This window comes from Oceanobacillus picturae, assembly GCF_000612865.1.
Taxonomy (GTDB): domain Bacteria; phylum Bacillota; class Bacilli; order Bacillales; family Amphibacillaceae; genus Oceanobacillus_B; species Oceanobacillus_B jordanicus.
This window is the reverse complement of record NZ_CCAX010000001.1, coordinates 1,614,565-1,635,709: the sequence shown is the minus strand read 5'-3', so window position 1 is coordinate 1,635,709 and position 21,145 is coordinate 1,614,565. Positions and strand designations below refer to the sequence as shown.

General features: G+C 39.0%; 18 protein-coding genes. 17 read left to right on the top strand and 1 reads right to left on the bottom strand.

Annotated elements, in window-relative coordinates; all coding sequences use genetic code 11:
• The first annotated feature begins 343 nt into the window (after positions 1-343).
• From secA to BN988_RS08290, 9 genes are all read left to right on the top strand, one after another.
• Positions 344-2,860: a preprotein translocase subunit SecA gene (secA, locus tag BN988_RS08330; RefSeq protein ID WP_036575099.1), complete on the top strand. Its 2,517-nt coding sequence runs from the start codon at positions 344-346 to the stop codon at positions 2,858-2,860.
• Between the two features lie 64 nt (positions 2,861-2,924).
• Positions 2,925-4,026, top strand: a protein-coding gene (gene prfB, locus BN988_RS08325; protein ID WP_147629694.1) for a peptide chain release factor 2 whose coding sequence is annotated in 2 segments (ribosomal slippage) — positions 2,925-2,996 and positions 2,998-4,026 — 1,101 coding nt in all. Because the reading frame shifts where the segments join, the coding sequence is not laid out codon by codon here.
• Between the two features lie 231 nt (positions 4,027-4,257).
• Positions 4,258-4,629, top strand: a complete 372-nt coding sequence (cccB, locus tag BN988_RS08320) for a cytochrome c551 (protein WP_036575094.1) — start codon at positions 4,258-4,260, stop codon at positions 4,627-4,629.
• A 318-nt stretch (positions 4,630-4,947) separates the two neighbouring features.
• Positions 4,948-5,634, top strand: coding sequence for a cell division ATP-binding protein FtsE (gene ftsE / locus BN988_RS08315; protein ID WP_036575092.1), 687 nt, complete (start codon positions 4,948-4,950; stop codon positions 5,632-5,634).
• The gene (gene ftsX, locus BN988_RS08310) at positions 5,624-6,517 is read left to right on the top strand and encodes a permease-like cell division protein FtsX (protein WP_036575090.1); all 894 of its coding nucleotides are present in this window, start codon (positions 5,624-5,626) and stop codon (positions 6,515-6,517) included. The genes ftsE and ftsX overlap by 11 nt, the downstream gene beginning before the upstream one ends.
• 52 nt (positions 6,518-6,569) lie before the next feature.
• Complete coding sequence (locus BN988_RS08305) at positions 6,570-7,985, top strand: murein hydrolase activator EnvC family protein (protein ID WP_036575088.1); 1,416 nt, start codon at positions 6,570-6,572, stop codon at positions 7,983-7,985.
• Between the two features lie 175 nt (positions 7,986-8,160).
• Positions 8,161-9,615, top strand: coding sequence for a S41 family peptidase (locus BN988_RS08300; RefSeq protein WP_036575086.1), 1,455 nt, complete (start codon positions 8,161-8,163; stop codon positions 9,613-9,615).
• Between the two features lie 211 nt (positions 9,616-9,826).
• Positions 9,827-11,008 (top strand): PDZ domain-containing protein, encoded by a 1,182-nt coding sequence (locus BN988_RS08295; RefSeq protein ID WP_036575084.1) that lies wholly within the window; start codon positions 9,827-9,829, stop codon positions 11,006-11,008.
• 149 nt (positions 11,009-11,157) lie between these two features.
• Positions 11,158-11,700, top strand: a complete 543-nt coding sequence (locus BN988_RS08290) for a YkoP family protein (protein WP_315970410.1) — start codon at positions 11,158-11,160, stop codon at positions 11,698-11,700.
• Here the strand turns inward: BN988_RS08290 and BN988_RS08285 are convergent.
• Positions 11,694-12,512 (bottom strand): metallophosphoesterase, encoded by an 819-nt coding sequence (locus BN988_RS08285; RefSeq protein WP_036575083.1) that lies wholly within the window; start codon positions 12,510-12,512, stop codon positions 11,694-11,696. The two genes, BN988_RS08290 and BN988_RS08285, sit on opposite strands and share 7 nt — an antisense overlap.
• Positions 12,513-12,604: 92 nt before the next feature.
• Between BN988_RS08285 and BN988_RS08280 the strand changes: the two genes are divergently transcribed.
• The 8 genes from BN988_RS08280 to BN988_RS08245 all read left to right on the top strand — a co-directional run bounded on the left by BN988_RS08280 (position 12,605) and on the right by BN988_RS08245 (position 21,130).
• Entirely contained in the window at positions 12,605-13,711 is a 1,107-nt protein-coding gene (locus BN988_RS08280) for an MGDG synthase family glycosyltransferase (RefSeq protein ID WP_036575081.1), read from the top strand.
• 300 nt (positions 13,712-14,011) lie between these two features.
• Positions 14,012-15,994 (top strand): excinuclease ABC subunit UvrB, encoded by a 1,983-nt coding sequence (gene uvrB, locus BN988_RS08275; protein ID WP_036575079.1) that lies wholly within the window; start codon positions 14,012-14,014, stop codon positions 15,992-15,994.
• 7 nt (positions 15,995-16,001) lie between these two features.
• Positions 16,002-18,878: an excinuclease ABC subunit UvrA gene (gene uvrA, locus BN988_RS08270; RefSeq protein WP_036575078.1), complete on the top strand. Its 2,877-nt coding sequence runs from the start codon at positions 16,002-16,004 to the stop codon at positions 18,876-18,878.
• A gap of 133 nt (positions 18,879-19,011) precedes the next feature.
• Positions 19,012-19,365 carry a YojF family protein gene (locus BN988_RS08265; protein WP_036575076.1) on the top strand — a complete coding sequence of 118 codons (354 nt, stop codon included), beginning with the start codon at positions 19,012-19,014 and terminating at the stop codon, positions 19,363-19,365.
• 42 nt (positions 19,366-19,407) lie between these two features.
• Complete coding sequence (gene bshB2, locus BN988_RS08260) at positions 19,408-20,073, top strand: bacillithiol biosynthesis deacetylase BshB2 (RefSeq protein WP_036575075.1); 666 nt, start codon at positions 19,408-19,410, stop codon at positions 20,071-20,073.
• Positions 20,073-20,291 carry a Sec-independent protein translocase family protein gene (locus tag BN988_RS08255; protein WP_036575073.1) on the top strand — a complete coding sequence of 73 codons (219 nt, stop codon included), beginning with the start codon at positions 20,073-20,075 and terminating at the stop codon, positions 20,289-20,291. Before bshB2 ends, BN988_RS08255 begins: the two co-directional genes overlap by 1 nt.
• 127 nt (positions 20,292-20,418) lie before the next feature.
• A complete protein-coding gene (locus BN988_RS08250) occupies positions 20,419-20,598 on the top strand; it encodes a PspC domain-containing protein (protein ID WP_036575071.1) in 180 nt (59 codons plus the stop codon).
• A gap of 172 nt (positions 20,599-20,770) precedes the next feature.
• Positions 20,771-21,130: a phage holin family protein gene (locus BN988_RS08245; protein WP_036575069.1), complete on the top strand. Its 360-nt coding sequence runs from the start codon at positions 20,771-20,773 to the stop codon at positions 21,128-21,130.
• Positions 21,131-21,145: the final 15 nt, after the last annotated feature.

Genomic DNA, 21,145 nt, shown 5'->3' with positions numbered 1-21,145 from the left:
AAATTGCCTTCCAACAATGTAACCTCAACATCCCTCAAAGCAAAGAGCAGTTCATCCCCGGACTGCTCTTTCCATTTTTATCCCGGTGCAACAAGTCCATAAGACTCCCACTTCAATAAATGAGGTAAACCCGTTAGCGGTGGGGAAAGAATGAAAACCCCCACTAATTGAAGTTTCACTTTATATCATGACTAAACTCGCAACATAACGAATCACAATTTTCGAGAACCATGCGTTCATCAGTTGGGCAAGCAGTTGTCATCTTTCTTTATATAGTGTTATTATTAATTGTGGACTATATACTATTTTTCAAATGAAATGTTGAAATTGAGGAGCGTTTGCTATGGCTGGATTAATTAAGAAGATTTTTGGTGATGGTAACCAAAAACAAATTAATCGATTACAAAAAAAAGTAGATCAAATAGAGGCCTTGGAGCCTGAAATAGAAAAATTGACTGACGATGGTTTAAAATTAAAAACAGAAGAATTTAAACAGCGTTTTGAACAAGGGGAAACGCTTGATGATTTATTGGTTGAAGCATATGCAGTAGTACGTGAAGGAGCAAAACGCGTTCTTGGAATGCGTCCTTTCCAGACACAGCTAATGGGCGCGATGACCTTGCATGAGGGGAATATTTCAGAAATGAAAACAGGGGAAGGGAAAACCCTTGCCTCTACCATGCCTGCATATCTCAATGCAATCTCTGGAAAAGGCGTTCATATTATTACGGTCAATGAATACTTAGCAGACCGTGATGCGAAAGAAATGGGGGAACTATACTCATTTTTAGGATTGACAGTGGGCCTTAATGGCAATGGGCTTACAAAAGAACAAAAGCGTGAAGCATATTATAGCGATATAACGTATGGAACAAACAATGAGTTTGGCTTCGATTATCTGCGTGATAACATGGTCCTTTACAAAGAACAAATGGTTCAGCGCCCATTGAATTTCGCCATTATTGATGAAGTGGACTCGATTTTAATTGATGAAGCAAGAACACCACTTATCATTTCGGGTTCTTCGAAAAAGTCCGCCTCTCTTTATCAGCGGGCAGATGGCTTTGTTAGTAACCTATCTAAAGAAACCGATTATACGTATGATGAAAAAACCAAAGGTGTACAACTTACAGAAGACGGTATTACAAAAGCTGAAAAGTATTTCAACATTGAGAATTTATACGACCTTGACAATGTATCCTTAACACATCATATAAACCAAGCACTAAAGGCGCATGTATCGATGCACCGAGATGCAGATTATGTGGTACAAGAAGATGAAGTGGTGATTGTCGATCAGTTTACCGGACGCCTTATGAAAGGACGCCGTTATAGTGATGGCTTACACCAAGCGATTGAAGCTAAAGAAGGGCTTCAAATTCAGAATGAGAGCATGACGCTCGCTTCGATTACGTTCCAAAACTTCTTCCGGATGTACAATAAGTTGTCTGGTATGACAGGAACAGCTAAAACCGAGGAAGAAGAATTTAGAAACATCTACAATATGGATGTTATTGCGATCCCAACCAATAGAGAAATAGTGCGAGATGATCGTGCTGATCTGATTTATAAGTCGATGGAAGGTAAATTCCAGGCTGTAGTAGAGTCAATCAAAGAAAAACATGAGACAGGTCAGCCTGTCCTTGTTGGTACGGTTGCTGTAGAGACATCTGAATTAATCTCCCAAATGTTGAAAAGGGCTGGAGTTCGCCATAATGTGTTAAACGCGAAGAACCACTTTAGAGAGGCCGAAATCATTGAAAATGCTGGTCAAAAGGGTGCTGTAACAATCGCCACCAACATGGCTGGACGTGGTACAGATATTAAACTGGGTGACGGTGTTAAAGATTTAGGCGGACTAGCTGTAGTTGGTACAGAGCGTCATGAATCAAGACGTATTGATAACCAGCTTCGTGGACGTTCAGGTCGTCAAGGTGACCCAGGTATGTCGCAATTTTATCTTTCTATGGAAGATGAATTAATGCGTCGCTTCGGCTCTGATAACTTAAAATCCATGATGGAGCGTCTCGGTATGGATGATAGCCAGCCGATCGAAAGTAAGATGGTATCCCGTGCAGTTGAATCAGCGCAGAAGCGGGTTGAAGGAAATAACTTTGACGCACGGAAAACAGTCCTTTCTTATGATGATGTGTTACGTGAGCAACGCGAAATTATATATAAACAGCGTTTTGATGTGATTGAGTCAGACGGCAAAGAATTACGTGACATCATTGAAAAAATGATCGTTTCTACATTGGATCGCGTCGTTGCGACACACACACAGGACGATGATGAAGATAAGTGGGATTTAAAATCTATCGTTGAATTTGTGGAAGGTAACCTTCTTCCACCAGAAGATATCACAGAAAATGACTTAAGTGGAAAAGAACCAGAAGAGATAAACGCATTAATTATGGATAAAGTCCGTAGCCGCTATGATGAAAAAGAAGAAGAATTAACAGAAGAGCAAATGCGTGAATTCGAAAAAGTAATTCTTCTGCGTACCGTTGATACTAAGTGGACCGATCACATTGACCAAATGGATCAGCTTCGTCAAGGAATTCACTTACGGGCATACGGACAAAACGATCCACTTCGCGAGTATCAGCTTGAAGGGTTCGCCATGTTTGAGGTCATGATTGAGAACATTGAAGAAGAAGTTGCGAAATATATTATGAAAGCACAGATTAGAGATAACTTACAACGCCAAGAAGTTGTCAAGAATACGCAAGCTGTCTCCGGAAACCAAGAGGAGAAAAAGAAAAGCCGTAAACCATTTATAAAAAAACAGGATGTAGGAAGAAATGATCCTTGTCCATGTGGAAGCGGGAAAAAATATAAAAATTGCCACGGAAGTTAAAACGGAAAACACTCTCTTTGTATAGGGAGTGTTTTCCTACATATTACTAACAGAGGTGAAGAACATGGAATTAGCGGAAATAAGAAATGAATTAGATAAATTAAATACCCGAATAGAGAACTTTAGGGGGTCTCTTTGACCTAGATAATAAAAAGGCACGTATCCAAGAGCTTGAACTAGAAATGGCTGATCCAGGATTTTGGAATGATCAGGAAGCTGCTCAAAAAGTAATAAACGAAGTAAATGGATTGAAAAGCTATTCGGAAAACTTTGAAGCATTAGAGGAAAGAATTGAGAACCTGGAAGTATCGTATGAGCTTGTAAAAGAGGAAAATGATCAAGAGCTTTTTCAGGAGTTATCAGGAGAGATGACAGAAATTATCTCCGATATAAATGAGTTTGAATTGTTGATGCTTTTAAGTGAGCCATATGACGCAAACAATGCTATTTTAGAGTTGCATCCAGGTGCAGGGGGAACAGAATCCCAGGATTGGGCAAGCATGTTGTTGCGAATGTATCAACGCTGGGCCGAAGCAAAAGATTTCAAAGTGGAAATGCTCGATTATCTTGCAGGGGAAGAAGCTGGAGTCAAAAGTGTTACCCTTCTAATTAAAGGCCATAATGCCTACGGTTATTTGAAGGCAGAAAAAGGGGTTCATCGACTTGTTAGAATATCACCATTTGATTCTTCTGGTCGACGACATACCTCTTTTGCTTCCTGTGATATTATGCCAGAAATGTCAGATGATGTGGATATCGATATTAGAACAGAAGATCTTAAGGTGGACACGTACAGAGCAAGTGGTGCAGGTGGCCAGCATGTCAACACGACAGACTCGGCTGTTCGTATTACACATGTACCTACAAATGTTATCGTCACCTGTCAAAATGAGCGATCGCAAATTAAAAATAGGGAAGCTGCAATGAAGATGTTAAAGTCTAAATTGTATCAACTGGAAATTGAAAAGCAACAACAAGAATTAGCTGAAATTCGTGGAGAACAAAAGGAAATTGGTTGGGGAAGTCAGATTCGTTCTTATGTGTTCCACCCATACTCTATGGTAAAGGACCATCGTACAAATACCGAAATGGGGAATACGCAGGCGGTTATGGATGGCGAAATCGATCCATTTATTGATGCATACCTACGTTCACAGATGGGTTAAAACGAAGAGTTTGCTTGCCTTAGCTCTAGTGCTACATGTCATTTATACTTGCATTAAGCTTTTGTCATAAATTTGTTACAAATTGAAATAGCCTTATCATAGTTGGTTCTCCAACCATATTTTTCTATGAGGATTGGTGGATGGATGTGTAATAAGCGGTTTTAAAAACAGCAAATAGGATATAATAACCCTTGAAACGTAAAATTAAGTTTATAAGGGGGTAACTATGCTATGAAAAAATGGTTATTTACCGTACTATTTGGATCTGCCCTTGTATTAGGAGCCTGTGGTGGTGGAGATGATTCTTCAGAAGAACCAGCAGACGATGGGGCAACAGAAGAAGGTGCCAATCAAGGTGAAGAAAGTGAAGGTGGCACTGTTGATACTGCTGCTGCAGAAGAAGCTTTCCAAAGCAACTGTTCTAGCTGTCACGGCGCTGATTTATCTGGTGGAGTAGGTCCTGCTTTAACCAATGTAGGATCAAAGCATTCGGCAGATGAAATTGCAGATATTATTAAAAATGGACAAGGTTCAATGCCTGCTGGACAAGCAAGCGGAGACGATGTTGAGCTTCTGGCAAATTGGTTAGCTGAAAAGAAATAAAGGATAAAGGTCTAAATGCTTACTAAGCGTTAGGCCTTTTTTTATGTTCAGAAAAATATATGTAACAAACGTCAAAAAAGCATTTATTTAATCGAATATTACTTGTAATAGAGCGGGTAAAATACATGTTCCTACAACTACTGACAATTAATACCATGCGTGTAACATTGAAATACAAATGTAATAATTTTATGTCTAAAAATCGTGGCGAAAGATGTTATACTAGGTAAGTATTGCGTACATAAACTCCGAACGAAAATTATTAATGGGCTAGAACACAGCCAAGTAGAAGTTAACCAAAAAAGCAAAGGTGATTATATGATATTAATGAACGATGTATATAAGACATATGCCAATGGTGTTACTGCACTAAATGGCATTAGTATTGATATAAAGCAGGGTGAGTTTGTCTATATTGTCGGTCCAAGTGGTGCCGGGAAATCTACATTTATTAAATTGATTTACCGAGAAGTAAAACCGACCAAAGGTAGCATTCTAATTAATGACATCAATATAGGCGACATTAAAGAAAAGAGAATCCCACTCTTAAGACGGGATATAGGCGTAATCTTTCAGGACTTTAAATTGCTTCCTAAACTAACAGTCTATGAAAATATAGCGTTTGCTTTAGAAGTTATTGAGGAATCTCCACGTAAAATTCGCACCCGTGTTATGGATGTATTAGATCTTGTAGGATTAAAGAATAAAGCAAGATTTATTCCGGATGAGCTATCAGGGGGAGAACAACAGCGAGTATCTATTGCCCGGGCAATAGTCAACAATCCTAAGATTGTTATCGCAGATGAGCCTACAGGTAACTTGGATCCGGATACTTCTTGGGGGATTATGAAGACCTTTGAAGAGATTAATGCTAGAGGCACAACCATTTTAATGGCGACCCACAGCAAAGAAATTGTAAATACAATCAAGAAACGTGTCATTGCAATCGAGGATGGCTTAATTGCACGAGATGAACACCGAGGTGACTACGGCTATGAAATTTAAAACAATAATGCGGCATCTACGGGAAGGTTTCAAGAATATAGCCCGAAACGGTTGGATGACGGTAGCATCTGTGGGGGCTGTAACCACAACGTTAATTTTGGTTGGAGCATTCCTGGCACTCATGTTAAACCTGAATCAAATGGCAGATAACATAGAAGAAGACGTAGAAATCAGTACATTGATTGACTTAACATTAAATGAAGAAGAAATCACAGAACTAGGCAATGAGATAGAACAGATTAATGGTGTACAGACGGTCGTCTTTTCATCAAAAGATGATGAACTCGCAAACCTTATTGAAAGCATGGGAGATGAAGGACGGTCCTGGGAATTATTTGAACAGGATAACCCTCTAAACCATGTCTATGTCGTCAAAACAGCTGACCCAGAAGACACTATAGATGTTGCAAATCAAATAAGTAATCTCGATGGGGTACAAGAAGTGAGTTATGGTAAAGGCGTAGTTGAAAGATTATTTACCTTTACTGAATACGCAAGAAATATTGGATTGGCTTTAATCATTGGACTAGTATTTACAGCAATATTCCTAATCTCAAATACAATTAAAATCACAATTATGGCACGTAGTAGAGAAATTGGTATTATGAAACTCGTTGGAGCAACAAATGGATTTATCAGATGGCCGTTCATTATTGAGGGGTTAATGCTTGGTATATTAGGATCTATCATCCCAATAGGAGTAATCCTTACAGGATATTACTATCTGGCGAACAATGTAAGTGAACGTATCTCATACAGCTTTGTAGAAATATTACCATTTAATCCATTCGCATGGCAGCTTTCCTTGATTATCCTGGGAATCGGCGCTTTTATTGGAATATGGGGCAGTGTGATGAGTGTACGTAAATTCCTAAAAGTCTAGCTCGATTTTAAAAAATACCATTATTGTACAGAGGGAAGGGGAAAGCAAAACAATGAAAAAGTATGCTTCATTAATGCTTGCAACAACACTGGCAGTCACCGGCATTTCCTTTAGTGGGAATACAGCTTCAGCAGAATCAATTGATGGACTTGAAAACAAAATCAACGAATTAGAAAAAGAACAGAGTGAATTAAAAGAGCAACAAGGAAGTATTTCAGGTGATAAGAGTGATACAGAAGGCAAAATGAACGAGAATGAAAAAGAACAGAGTACAGTTGACAGTCAAATTAAATCAATTGACGACAAGTTAACGAAAATACAAAATGATATTGCAACAAAAGAACAAGAAATTACATCAACAAATGATGAAATTAAAAAGCTAGAAGATAGAATGATAGAATTAAAAGAAGAAATAAAGGTATTGAAAGAACGAATTAAAGAGCGGGACGAGCTTATTAAAAAACGTCTACGCGCAATTCAAAAGAGTGGCGGAGATATGAAATATATCGAAGTTATTCTAGGTTCGAAAAGCTTTGGAGATTTTATCAACCGAAGTTCTGCAGTTAATACGATAATGGATCAAGATAAAACCATTTTAGAAGAACAACAGGCTGATAAAGATTCCCTTGAGGCTAACAAGGCGGAAGTAGAAGAAAGCAAGGCATCAGTTGAGAAAAAGAAAGTTGCGTTAGAAGGACAAAAAGAAGAACTTGTAGCACTTAAAGATGATTTGGCTGACCAAAAAGATCAAAAGAAAACGTTAATGGCCAAATTAGAAAAAGAGTATACGGATCTTGAAGAATACAAAATTAGCCTTGAAGATGAACAACAAATTCTTGCAGCGCAGGCTGAAGCAGTAGAAAAAGCTAAGAATCTAGCAGAATCAGAAAAAGGTAAATTAGAGCAATTAGCACGTGAAGAGGCAGCAAGAAAAGAAGCTGAAAAGAGAGAAGCAGAGAAGAGACAGGCTGAACAAGCAAAAGCATCTTCTTCAAAGACTGCGTCTGCCTCATCATCTTCGTCAAACTCTAGTTCTACAGGGAACACGTCAAGTGGTAGCGGGTTGTTCATCTGGCCAGCAGCTGGTCCTAAAACATCTGACTATGGAATGAGACACCATCCAATACATGGAATTGATAAATTGCATGCAGGTATGGATATTGGTGCTTCAACTGGAACACCATTAAAAGCTGCAGCTACCGGTGTTGTTATTCGTGCTGGTTGGATGAGTGGTTATGGTAATACAATTATGATTACCCATAATTTAAACGGTAAAACCTATACTACTCTTTATGCACATTTGAGCAGTACTTCTGTATCAGCAGGTCAAACCGTATCACAAGGACAAAATATTGGACAAACTGGAAATTCAGGCGGTTCTACAGGTCCCCACCTACATTTTGAAGTACATGAGGGTGGATGGAATGCAGCGAAAAGTAATTCCGTTAATCCAATGAAATTTTTCTAATAAACATACATCATAAAAAGACATCACCCTCTTGGTGTGATGTCTTTTTCTTCTATTTTGTGAATGAGGTTCATAAAACGTCGAAGAAAACCATAGTCATATGTAGAAGATAATGGTATGCTTTTGTACAATAGGATGTAACGTATATTAGACAAATAACTATCGAGGTGGAAAAATGAGTTTGAAAAAATCACATATTATTCTGTTGCTTCTTTTAGCCCTCGTTCTTGGATTTGCAGGTGCCTATATGGGGGTTCAACTGGCAGATCAGGGTGGCAATAGTGAGGAAAGTATCGAACAGGGTGAAGAGACAAGCCCGAGTTCAGACCAAATAAGCGGTACTGAGTTAGGGAAGGTGGAACAAGCCTTTTCCCTGATTAAAGATAATTATCTGGAAGAAGTAGAGGATAAGCAGCTAGTAGAAGGCGCCATTCAGGGGATGTTATCCACATTGGAAGATCCATACAGCTCTTATATGGATGTAGATACGATGGCGCAGTTTAATGAACAGATTGAGTCTTCATTTGAAGGAATTGGTGCTGAGGTTAGCATGGTAAATAACATGGTAACCATTGTAGCTCCCATAAAGGATTCTCCTGCTGAAAAAGCAGGTCTGCGTCCAAATGATCAAGTTTTAAGCGTTGATGGGGAAAGCGTGGAAGGACTAGATTTAAATGAAGCTGTGGCTAAAATTCGGGGTGAGAAAGGTTCAGAGGTTGTCTTGGAAATTCAACGGCCTGGAGCCTCAGAAGCTTTCGATATGACAATTGTCCGTGACACCATCCCACTTGAAACTGTTTACAATAGCATTGAAGAAATAGATGGTAAGAAAACAGGAGTTTTAGAAGTAACGAACTTCTCTGAACATACAGCCCAAGAGTTCTCTGAACAGCTAAAAACGCTTGAAGAGGAAGGGATAGAAGGGTTGGTTATTGATGTCCGAGGAAATCCGGGTGGACTCTTAACAGCTGTAGAGGAAATGCTCAAAGAGTTTGTTCCAGAGGATATGCCATATCTACAAATTGAAGATAGGGACGGTAAGAAAACACCTTATTTCTCAGAACTTGATGAGAAAAAAGACTATCCAATAAGCGTTGTTATAGATGAAGGAAGTGCTTCAGCATCAGAAATTTTAGCTGTAGCCATGAAAGAAATGGGCTATGACATTGTTGGACAGAAAAGCTTTGGAAAAGGTACCGTCCAACAGGCAGTGCCGATGGGGGATGGAAGTTCTATTAAGTTAACGTTCTATAAATGGTTATCTCCAGATGGAGAATCTGTTCATGAAAAAGGGATAGAGCCTACTGTAGAAGTAAAACAAGCCGACTATTTCTACACGAATCCGATTCAAATTGAGGATCCATTAGCGTACGACCAGACAGATGATAAAATTGAAAATGTCCAAATTATGCTTGATGGACTCGGTTATGAACCAGGAAGAACAGATGGATATTTCAGTGAAGAAACAGTATCTGCAGTAAATAACTTTCAGGAAGACAATGAGTTAGATGTGACTGGAAAAGTTGATGAAGAAACTGCTGGCTTAATTGAAGCGCAAATTGTTGATAAGATTCGTAATGGCGAAGATGACAAACAGTTAGAGAAAGCATTAGAAGAATTATACGAGTAAGCCAAGAAGGGCAAGGGGATTTTTATTTCCTTGCTCTTTTTCTATGTTTTCGTAAACGCGATAGGTCGATTGTCCAATCGAGCAAATTTCTATTAACCATCCGGTTTGTATACTAACCTTCTCTATTATATGGTAAAATTATTTCATAACCGAATTTGAGTATGAGTAAAAGCAAAGTACTAGTTAAGATAGAGCAGAAGAGGTGGTCGTTATGGTAGAAACATGGTTGATTGAGCTTGCGAAAGGGATGGCCAAGCTATTTATAAACCCGTTACTATATTGGTCTATTATCGTTTTGTTATTTGCCGGCTATAGGCGAATTAAACGAGAAAGGCAAAATTTCGGAACAAAAATATTTGATGTGTGCTCAGAATGGAAATCTACCTGGCTGTTTTCCATTTTGACAGGATTACTTGTCTCTGCGGTCATGATTGGTGCAGGGTTTGTGCTATCCTATACATCATTACTGTTACTAAGCGTTGTAGCTATTTTATTCAGTTTATCAGGCAGGTTTATGTTTTTATCCCCTGTCTATACAGTAGGGATTTCTTTTCTACTATTATTGTTTGTTCCTACCCTTCTGGGAAATCAGCAGTGGATTAGGGAAGACCTTTTCGATCCAATTAATTTGGCAGCATTTCCGATATTATTGGGAATCTTATTAATTGCAGAAGGGTGGCTGATAAAGCGAACGAACATGAGAGATACATATCCAGGTTTATCGCTTAGTAACCGCGGAATCTGGGTCGGAGAACATCATCTTAAAAAGCTGGCAATCATTCCATTTTTTCTTCTCCTTCCATCTGGCTTGATTACACCATTTGCTGATTACTGGCCGTATGTTTCTTTTGGCGAACAGACCTATAGTCTTATTCTATTTCCCTTTTTACTTGGGGTAGATTATAAGGTCCGCGGAAGATATCCAAAAGAAGCTGCTGACAAGTTAGCCGTTCCAATTATATTATTAGGGATAGGCACGACAGCAATTGCAATCGGGGGCGTCTTTTTTGCACCATTGTCTCTGGCTGCTGTTATTGTAACGATTTTTGGAAAAGAATATATTAATTATCGCCACCGTAATAGTGAACGATTGAGAAGATGTTATTTCCATCCAATGAATAATGGGTTAAAAGTGCTTGGAGTTATTCCTGGAACGCCTGCAGACCGATTAGGAATAGAAGTGGGAGAGAATATAATGAAAGTAAATGGGCAAATGGTAAACAGTATTGATTCTTTTTACCAATCGCTTCAGGCAAGCGGTGCTTATTTTAAATTAGACATCGAGGACTTAAATGGTGAAATTCGTTTTGTTCAAGGTGCTCTCTATCAAGGAGATCATCATGAATTGGGAATCCTTTTTAGTGATACCCCATATCGTCGAAAGCAAGCTTAATAAATAGGCAATGACCGGACATTCGGAACTAATCGAGTGCCCGGTCATTTTAATTTAAATGGCTAAACGTTAAAATCCATTTATTCCTTCAATAATTTAGCTAAATTCATCAAAAACTATATATAAGTTTAGAGAATGGAATGGGTACAATGATGAAAAGCTATTTAATGGATGCATGGAACTATCTTGATCCAATCTATTATAGGTGTACAAGATTACAGTATTTGCAGGAAGCGAATAAATCAAATACAATTCTGCGTGTCCGCTTAACTCGCTACAAAGGTGCGGAGATAATATTGCAGGATGGAACTAGGATACAGAAGAATGATCTGTTACTTAAAATCCATTTGCATAATGTGAGGTTGCTGAGAGAGCTTGAAGGTGTTACTAGTGAAATGAAAAGAGCTGTGTATATATATCATATGATGAAACAATCCTTACCAAGACTCGCAGCATATGTTTCAGCACATCAAAGATGCGATCAAATTAAAGGGGTAATCGGGATTACGTTCTTAAATAGTGGCGTAAATCGACTTGGTTTTGAGACTAGTCCCATTCATAGCAAGTTATATCTCACATACAAAAAAATAACGCTTATCCCCATTAATGTAATGGCAGGGAAAAAGCGTATGGACAAGGATCCTATTTATTTGTTTATGTCTAAGCAAAACTTACTTCAAACGTATCAGTAAACTCTAATTGTATGAAACGTGATTTCCGGTCGACTGCCTATTCGAATATTAAACCCGGTTTGACCTAATCCTTCACTAATATAAAAAGGGCTTCCATGCTGCATATGCAATCCTTTAATAATATTTTTTCTAGCGAGTTTTCCCATTTTTACTAAGTGATATGCTTTTGGATAGCAGATTTGGCCGCCATGAAAATGTCCTGCAAGTAGGTAATCAAATGATTGTTCATTCATTTCCAGAACGATCGTTGGGTCATGTGTTAAAACAAGATTCATGCCAGTTGGAATATCATGAAAGGCTTGTGCAAGATTACTTCTGTTTGTACTATAATCATCAATCCCAATAATATTTAGTGCTTGATTGCCCACTCTTACCGTTTTATTTTGATTTTGAAGAACGGTGCAGTCAAAGTCCAGTAGCGTACGTTTTAAGTGAGTAAGGTCATCTTGCTTCAATACATAGTCATGGTTACCTAAAACAGCATACATGCCGTACTTTGGCTGTAATTTCTGCAATACACGCAGATAAGGACGTAATTTCGGAATTGACCTTTTTCTATCAAGAAAATCGCCTGTGAGAGCTATAAGATCAGGTGTTTCACCCATTAATTTTTGCTCTAATTCTTTAGGGGTTATCGAGATGTTCTCTAAGTGTAAATCTGATAAATGAAGAATAGAAAGGGAAGAAAGATTTGCTGTCTTTCCTGAGTCAATATTTATTTTATTCAGTTGAATATCCTTTGTATTCATATATGCTTTATAGAATAAAAAAGAGGTTATGATTAGTATAATGCCAATTGCTAGATAGGTCATGGTATATCGCCTCCTGCATTATTATATCATGCGAAAAGTGGGTAAATCATTGGTAATTAGCGGTATATATTAGGCCAGAGGAGTTGAGGGAAATGGAGAAAAAAGCGTTATTTCTACCATTCATGAATATGGCTTCAGGACATCATCATGTAGCAGACACGCTAATGGAGGAAACAGCTAAGCTAGAGGAACATATAAATACGAGCAAGGTAGATATCCTTTCTTATAGTTATGGAACAGTAGAAAAATTGGTAACGTCATTTTATATGAAATGGATCCATCTATTTCCGAGTTCCTACGATCGGCTTTACTACCATTTAGCATATCGAAATGTTGCCAAGCGTAGCCGCCACCTGCATTATGAGTTCCTCTTTAAGTCATATATGCAAAAGCTACTGGCTAGTAATAATCCCTCGCTCTTGTTCTGCACCCATGCTTTGCCTTCAAATATCACGTCTATGCTAAAGCAAAAGGGAAAATTAAATGCCATAACAGTAAATGTATACACCGATTTTTTTGTAAATCGTGTATGGGGCATAAACGGAATAGACTATCATTTGGTCCCATCCCTTACTGTGAAAGACTTCCTTATTCAACTAGGGGTAGATGAAGAACGCATTTATCTAACTGGAATTCCGGTACATCCTGTTTTTAAAACACCTATTTCCACTCGAAAAGCCACTGAGGATTATGCAATTCTCGTAACGGGAGGAAACATGGGGACAGGATCAATGGAAAAGCTGTTGCCACAAAACGAGGCTTCCACCGTTCGTTACTATATTCTTTGTGGAAACAACGATAAACTTTACAGAAAGCTTCTGGAAAGGAAACATGAGCGGCTAATACCTATATCTTATATTAACAGTAAGCATGAAATGAACGCTTTGTATGACAAGGTGGATGGAGTACTAACAAAACCTGGAGGGGTCACAATTAGTGAATGTCTGATGAAACAAAAACCGATTTTTGTTAGTCATGGACTTCCAGGACAGGAAAGAATCAATATGCAAGAACTAGAAAAGCATGGCCTGACGCTGACCTTGTCGCGTGATAGAACAGTTGAGGAGCAAATTGTTAACTACCTAGAAAATGAAAGAGCAATGCAAAGTTATAGACAACGGGTAGGAGAATACCATGAGCATCTTGATAAGCGTGAGATGGGTGAAATACTCCTAGATATATTTAATAAAGAGCATTAGCTAAATAGCTAATGCTTTTTTACGGTAGCGAGCAATGATCTGCTGGTTTATGATATTTCACTATGGAAAAAGGGTATAATGCTAAGATAGGCAAAGCATAATTATCGAATATTTGTTCGTGTTTATGTTATAATTACGATGTTGTATGATAAAATAAAAATATGACCATATAAGAATATTCGGCTTATTCCTATTCTTTGTTATGAGTTGTTTTCACAGTACATTGTAGGCAGCTTTTTTTGGGAATAGCCTCTTAATATAAGAGTTTCAGATAGATTATCACGTGAACGGAGGTAAAATGTGAACAATACATTTGAATTAGTATCAAGCTACGAGCCTGGCGGAGACCAGCCTAAAGCGATTAAAGAAATTATAGATAAAATTATGAAGGGGCAGCGGCATCAGACGTTGCTAGGCGCCACGGGTACAGGGAAGACGTTTACGATGTCAAATGTAGTAAAGGAAATTAACCGCCCTACATTAGTAATTGCCCACAATAAAACACTTGCCGGTCAACTCTATAGTGAATTTAAAGAGTTCTTTCCTAATAATGCAGTAGAGTATTTTGTAAGCTATTACGATTATTATCAACCAGAAGCCTATGTACCTTCCACAGATACTTTCATAGAAAAAGATGCAAGTATTAATGATGAAATTGATAAGCTACGTCACTCGGCAACATCAGCTTTATTTGAACGAAATGATGTATTAGTTGTTGCCAGTGTATCATGTATCTACGGCTTGGGTTCTCCGGAAGAATACAAAAGCCACGTTCTTTCTCTTCGGGTAGGAATGGAGAAAGAAAGGGATCAGCTGTTGCGAGAACTTGTTGATGTTCAGTACGCAAGAAATGATATTAATTTTCAACGCGGGACCTTCCGAGTAAGAGGAGATTCTGTGGAAATTATACCGGCTTCAAAAGAAGAGCATTGTCTTCGGGTAGAGTTTTTTGGAGACGAAATTGATCGAATACGCGAAGTAGATGCATTAACAGGTGAAATTATTGGCGACAGAGAGCATATAGCTATTTTTCCTGCTTCCCACTTTGTTACAAGGGAAGAAAAAATGAAGAAGGCTATCAAAAACATCGAAAAGGAACTAGAAGAACGTCTAACAGAGTTACGTGAAAATGACAAGCTATTGGAAGCGCAACGCTTAGAACAACGTACACATTATGATTTGGAAATGATGAATGAAATGGGTTTCTGTTCAGGAATCGAAAACTATTCCAGACATCTTACCCTACGTGAGCAAGGCGCAACACCATATACGCTCATCGATTTCTTTCCAGATGATTTCCTTGTCGTAGTTGATGAATCCCATGTTACACTTCCGCAAATAAGAGGAATGTATAATGGTGACCAAGCAAGAAAACAAGTGTTAGTGGATCACGGCTTTCGACTTCCGTCTGCAATGGATAACCGACCATTAAAGTTTGGAGAGTTTGAGGAAAAGACAAAACAACTCGTCTATGTTTCCGCAACCCCTGGCCCGTACGAGCTAGAACATTCTCCGCAAATGACGGAGCAGATTATCAGACCTACTGGGCTGCTTGATCCTGAGGTAGAAATAAGACCAATAGATGGACAGATTGATGATCTTCTAGCAGAAATTAACATACGCTCAGATAAGAATGAACGTGTCCTTGTTACGACATTAACGAAAAAAATGTCAGAAGACCTTACAGATTATATGAAAGAAATAGGCATTAAAGTAGCTTATCTGCATTCAGAGATTAAGACATTAGAGCGGATTGAAATTATCCGAGATCTTCGCGTTGGGAAATACGATGTTCTCATCGGAATAAACTTACTCCGAGAAGGGCTTGATATTCCTGAGGTATCGCTCGTCGCAATCCTAGATGCGGATAAAGAAGGATTCCTTCGTTCAGAGCGGTCCTTGATACAGACAATGGGCCGGGCGGCTCGTAATGAAAACGGGCGGGTTATTATGTATGCTGATAAAGTGACAAAATCAATGGATATCGCAATTAGCGAAACCAATCGACGTCGAGAAAAACAGCAGGCATATAATGAGGAGCATGGCATAACCCCGACAACCATTAAAAAAGAGGTGCGGGATGTTATTCGCGCAACGATTGCTGCAGAAGATCAACCAGAATATGAAAGCAAAGCAAAGAGCTTAACGAAGCTATCCAAAGACGAGAAAGAAAAAGTAATCGATCAAATGGAAAAGGAAATGAAGGAAGCTGCCAAGTCGCTTGACTTTGAAAAAGCAGCTGAGCTTCGTGATGTGATACTTGAACTTAAAGCAGGAAGGTGATGGAAAAATGCCTAGTAAATCAATTCAGATTCAAGGAGCAAGGGCACATAATTTAAAAAACATTGATGTAACAATTCCAAAAAATAAACTTGTTGTCATGACAGGACTGTCAGGCTCCGGAAAGTCCTCCCTTGCCTTCGATACCATCTATGCTGAAGGACAACGCAGATATGTCGAATCACTTTCCGCTTATGCACGACAGTTTTTAGGTCAAATGGATAAACCAGACGTTGACGCTATCGAAGGTCTCTCTCCAGCCATTTCGATTGATCAAAAAACAACGAGTAAAAACCCACGGTCAACGGTTGGGACAGTTACGGAGATTTATGATTATTTACGATTGCTTTACGCCCGTGTGGGGCATCCTGTATGTCCGAACCATGGGGTGGAGATCACCTCTCAAACAGTACAACAGATGGTAGATCGCATATTGGAATATCCTGAGAGAACGAAATTGCAAATTCTTGCTCCCGTTGTATCTGGTCGTAAAGGAGAGCATGTTAAAACGCTCGAGAAGCTTCGACAAGAGGGGTATGTACGTATCCGTGTTGACAAGGAAATGCGCGAGGTTTCTGAGGATATTAAATTGGAAAAAAATAAGAAGCACTCCATAGAAGTAGTCGTAGATAGAATCGTTGTAAAGGATGGCATTGCTGGACGCTTAAGTGATTCAATAGAAACGGCATTAGGACTTGGGGATGGAAAGATTATCGTTGACGTAATAGGCGAAGAGGAACTAACTTTTAGTGAGAATTTTGCTTGCCCTATTTGTGGTTTTTCAATAGGTGAACTTGAGCCTCGCCTGTTCTCATTTAACAGTCCATATGGTGCTTGTCCAACCTGTGATGGTTTAGGAACAAAGCTTGAGGTGGATCTAGATCTAGTTATTCCGGATTGGAATTTAACCCTTAATCAGCATGCGATTGCTGCATGGGAGCCAATTAGCTCTCAGTACTACCCGCAATTACTTAAAAGTGTCTGTGACCATTTTAATATAGATATGGATAAACCAGTGAAGAAAATCCCACAAGAAAAAATGGATATTATTCTTCATGGAAGTGGGAAAGAAAAGATCCGTTTCCATTATGTTAATGAATTTGGGAATGTAAGAGACAATCAAATTCAATTTGAAGGGGTATTAAATAACGTAGCACGTCGATATCGCGAAACCTCTTCTGATTTTATAAGGGAATCATTAGAAAAATACATGGGGCAAAAACACTGTCCAACATGTAAAGGGTACCGATTAAAGCGTGAGGCACTTGCTGTAAAAGTGAATGACTTGCATATTAGCAATGTTACGGACTTTTCTATTATGGAAGCAAAAGACTTCTTTGAGACCCTTCCATTATCGGATAAAGAAAAGCAAATTGCCAAAATGATATTAAAAGAGATTTGCAATCGTCTGGAGTTCTTAAATAATGTTGGTTTAGATTATCTAACTTTATCTAGAGCTGCGGGGACATTATCAGGTGGGGAGGCCCAGCGAATCAGGTTAGCAACCCAAATCGGTTCTGCACTAACCGGAGTGCTTTATGTATTGGATGAGCCATCCATTGGCCTACATCAACGAGACAATGACCGCCTAATTGATACCTTAAAACGGATGCGTGATCTGGATAATACCTTGATTGTTGTTGAGCATGATGAAGATACAATGATGGCGGCCGATTGGCTTATTGACATTGGACCTGGTGCTGGGGAGCATGGTGGTAATATTGTTTCCAGTGGCACACCTGAAACGGTTATGAAAGACAAGAACTCGCTTACAGGTCAATACTTATCTGGCGAGCAATTCGTCGCATTACCAACTAAACGAAGAAAAACAGATAAACGAGCTATCGAAGTAGTAGGGGCTGAGGAAAATAACCTGAAAAAGGTGTCAGCTAAATTCCCAATTGGTTTAATGACGGTGGTTACAGGAGTTTCAGGATCTGGTAAAAGTACGCTTGTAAATGAAATACTTTACAAGTCCCTCGCCAAAGAGCTTTATCGAGGAAAGCACAAGCCTGGTAAGCATAAAACGGTAAAAGGGATCGAGCATATTGAAAAGGTAATCGATATCGACCAATCGCCGATCGGTAGAACGCCAAGATCTAACCCAGCTACGTATACTGGTGTATTTGATGATATTCGTGATGTTTTTGCACAAACGAATGAAGCAAAGGTACGAGGATACAAAAAGGGTAGATTTAGCTTTAATGTGAAAGGTGGGCGCTGTGAAGCCTGCCGTGGAGACGGGATCATCAAAATTGAAATGCATTTTCTGCCTGATGTATATGTGCCATGTGAAGTCTGTCACGGGAAACGATATAACCGTGAAACACTTGAAGTAAAATATAAAGGTAAAAATATTGCAGATGTGTTAGAACTAACAGTCGAGGATGCGCTTGACTTCTTTGCTAACATACCGAAAATTAAACGCAAGTTGCAAACCATATTTGATGTTGGTTTAGGATATGTGCGATTAGGACAGCCTGCCACCACTTTATCTGGTGGGGAAGCACAGCGTGTGAAACTAGCTAGTGAATTACACCGTCGTTCCAACGGAAAGTCTTTCTATATCCTTGATGAACCAACAACTGGTCTTCATGTTGATGACATTAAACGTCTCATCGCGGTTTTACAGCGGCTTGTTGACAACGGAGATACCGTTTTAATTATCGAGCATAACCTTGACGTTATTAAAACAGCAGACCATATTGTCGATCTTGGACCTGAAGGTGGAGACAGAGGCGGACAGATTATTGCCAAAGGAACACCAGAACAAATTGTGAAAGTAGAGGCTTCCTACACAGGAAAGTATTTAAAACCCGTACTGGAAAGAGATCGGAAACGAATGGAAGATAGTATCACAACAAAGGAAAAAGCAACAGCAAAATAGAATAACTAACGGTGAACGGCCAGTTTGTGGATAGCATTTACTGGCCGTTTTTTTATTTCTTCGTATCAATGTTTTGACGGTACCCGATCATTTCGATAAGCTAAGTAGAGAAGCGTAGTAGGAGGAACAAATAATGAAGCCAATTAAAATAAATGAAGTACAAGAAAAGCTTGACCGTTTTGTTAATAAAAAAGTCTACGTCCATGTTGAGACAACGAATGGCGCTTACGCAAGCCATTTTAATGATAAGGCATATAATGTCGGTGCATATGTACGAAATGCTAACGTTACATTCAGCCAAGCAAAGATTGTCGGGGATGGAAAAGTCTTCAGAGCGGGTCTCAAAATGGAAATGGGATGGATTTACGCAGAGGGGCTTACAGACTGGACTATCGAGGATGGAGCAAAATTATTGCTTGCAGGCCATGATCGTGAAGGCAGATTAATGGTTGCCTTGCAAATTAGTGAAACACCTTTCCATTATTAAGGAACAGGTGCATGAAGATTGAATGGAGAAAGGTGAGATACGATGGAAAAACATGTAGTAGTCATATACCCACACCCCGACGATGAGTCATTCGGCGCTGCTGGAACAATTTCAAAATTTCGGGAAGAGGGAGTACCTGTAACCTACCTATGTGGAACATTAGGAGAGATGGGACGTAATATGGGCTCTCCAACGTTTGCAAACAGAGAAACATTGCCTGAGATTAGAAAGAAAGAACTTATTAAAGCTTGTGAAGTGCTTGACATTAATTTGCAAATGCTTGGCTACCGTGACAAGACAGTCGAGTACGAAGACCGTAATGAAGTAGCCAAACATCTCAAAGGCTTGTTGGAAGAGCTTAATCCAAGCTTAGTTATTACCCATTATCCAGAGCATGCGGTTCATCCAGATCATAACGCACTTGGTGCTGCCGCAATTGAAGCAGTACGCCTAATGGACGAGGGGCAACGACCTGTAGTATGGGCACAAGCTATTTCGAGAGATTACCCAGAAGTATTGGGAACACCAGATATTATAAATGATGTAAGAAAATACTTTGACAAAAAAATGGAAGCTATACTCTGCCATGACTCCCAAGCAGGAGGTATTCTTGGACAGCTTAAAGAATACAAAACAATGAATAGTCAAGATAAAGACGCAGCAGTAGAACAATTTGGCAAAGAACAATTTTATACGTGGAAATATTAATGGAAAGCTCTTCTGTATTTCATGCAGAAGAGTTTTTTGAATCCTCTAAAGCTGAAACAACGTATATTGTATTATCTCTAACGGGTTCTGAAACAATAGCATTCAAAAGTGAAACGAGATCCATGAAAAGTGAAACCACAAGCGAAAAAAGTGAAACAGCAACCGCAAAGAGTGAACCCACATCATCGCAAGCGAATCCGAAATGCTCACAATCCTAAATCAGGGTTTCTTCAACCCGATCAATTTCTAAAAAGATGTAGACCTTCATTGATTAGCAAGTACTACCAAAGCAAAACATAGTTTATATATCAACAGAGATTGGTATATTATAGAGTGGGAGGAATCATGACGAAAAAGCTTTATCGATCTAATTCTGAGAAAATGTTAGGGGGAATCTTTGGTAAATTGGCATCATACTTCGAAGTTGATGGCGCGATTCTTCGATTAATATTTGTCATTTTACTATTTACCCCGGTGCAACCGTCCTTAAGACTCCCATTTCAAAAACATGAGGTGAAACCGTGATGTTTAAGTGGGAGAAAACGGACGCCAACACCCTGATTCGTTCAACTAAAAATCAGTGGGGGAAGAATGAAAACCCCCACTGATTGAAGTTTCACTTTATGAGCTTCTTTACTGTATCTCTTCTTTACGTGGTTGCTCTTTCTATCATTCCAAAGAAAAAGGAGATGTAACGATGTTTATTCGTTGGATATTATCTATTGTGTTAAACGCCGTGGCCTTAATTGTAGTGTCACTGTTATTCGATTCGTTCCAGTTAGAAGGATTCGGAGCGGCTGTGTTAGCGAGTTTTATTCTATCAATCTTAAATGTCATTATAAAACCAATCCTCGTTATCCTCACCTTGCCAATTACGGTTCTTTCACTTGGACTGTTTCTTTTTGTTATAAATGCAATTACGTTAATGATTGCACAGGGTCTTATGGGTAGCAGTTTTATTATTGGAGGATTCGGTACTGCGTTAATCGCTGCCGTCATATTGGCAATTCTCAATTTGTTACTTAATAGCTTGATTAAAGATTCCGTTAAATCGTAGGCGCACAGTCTACGA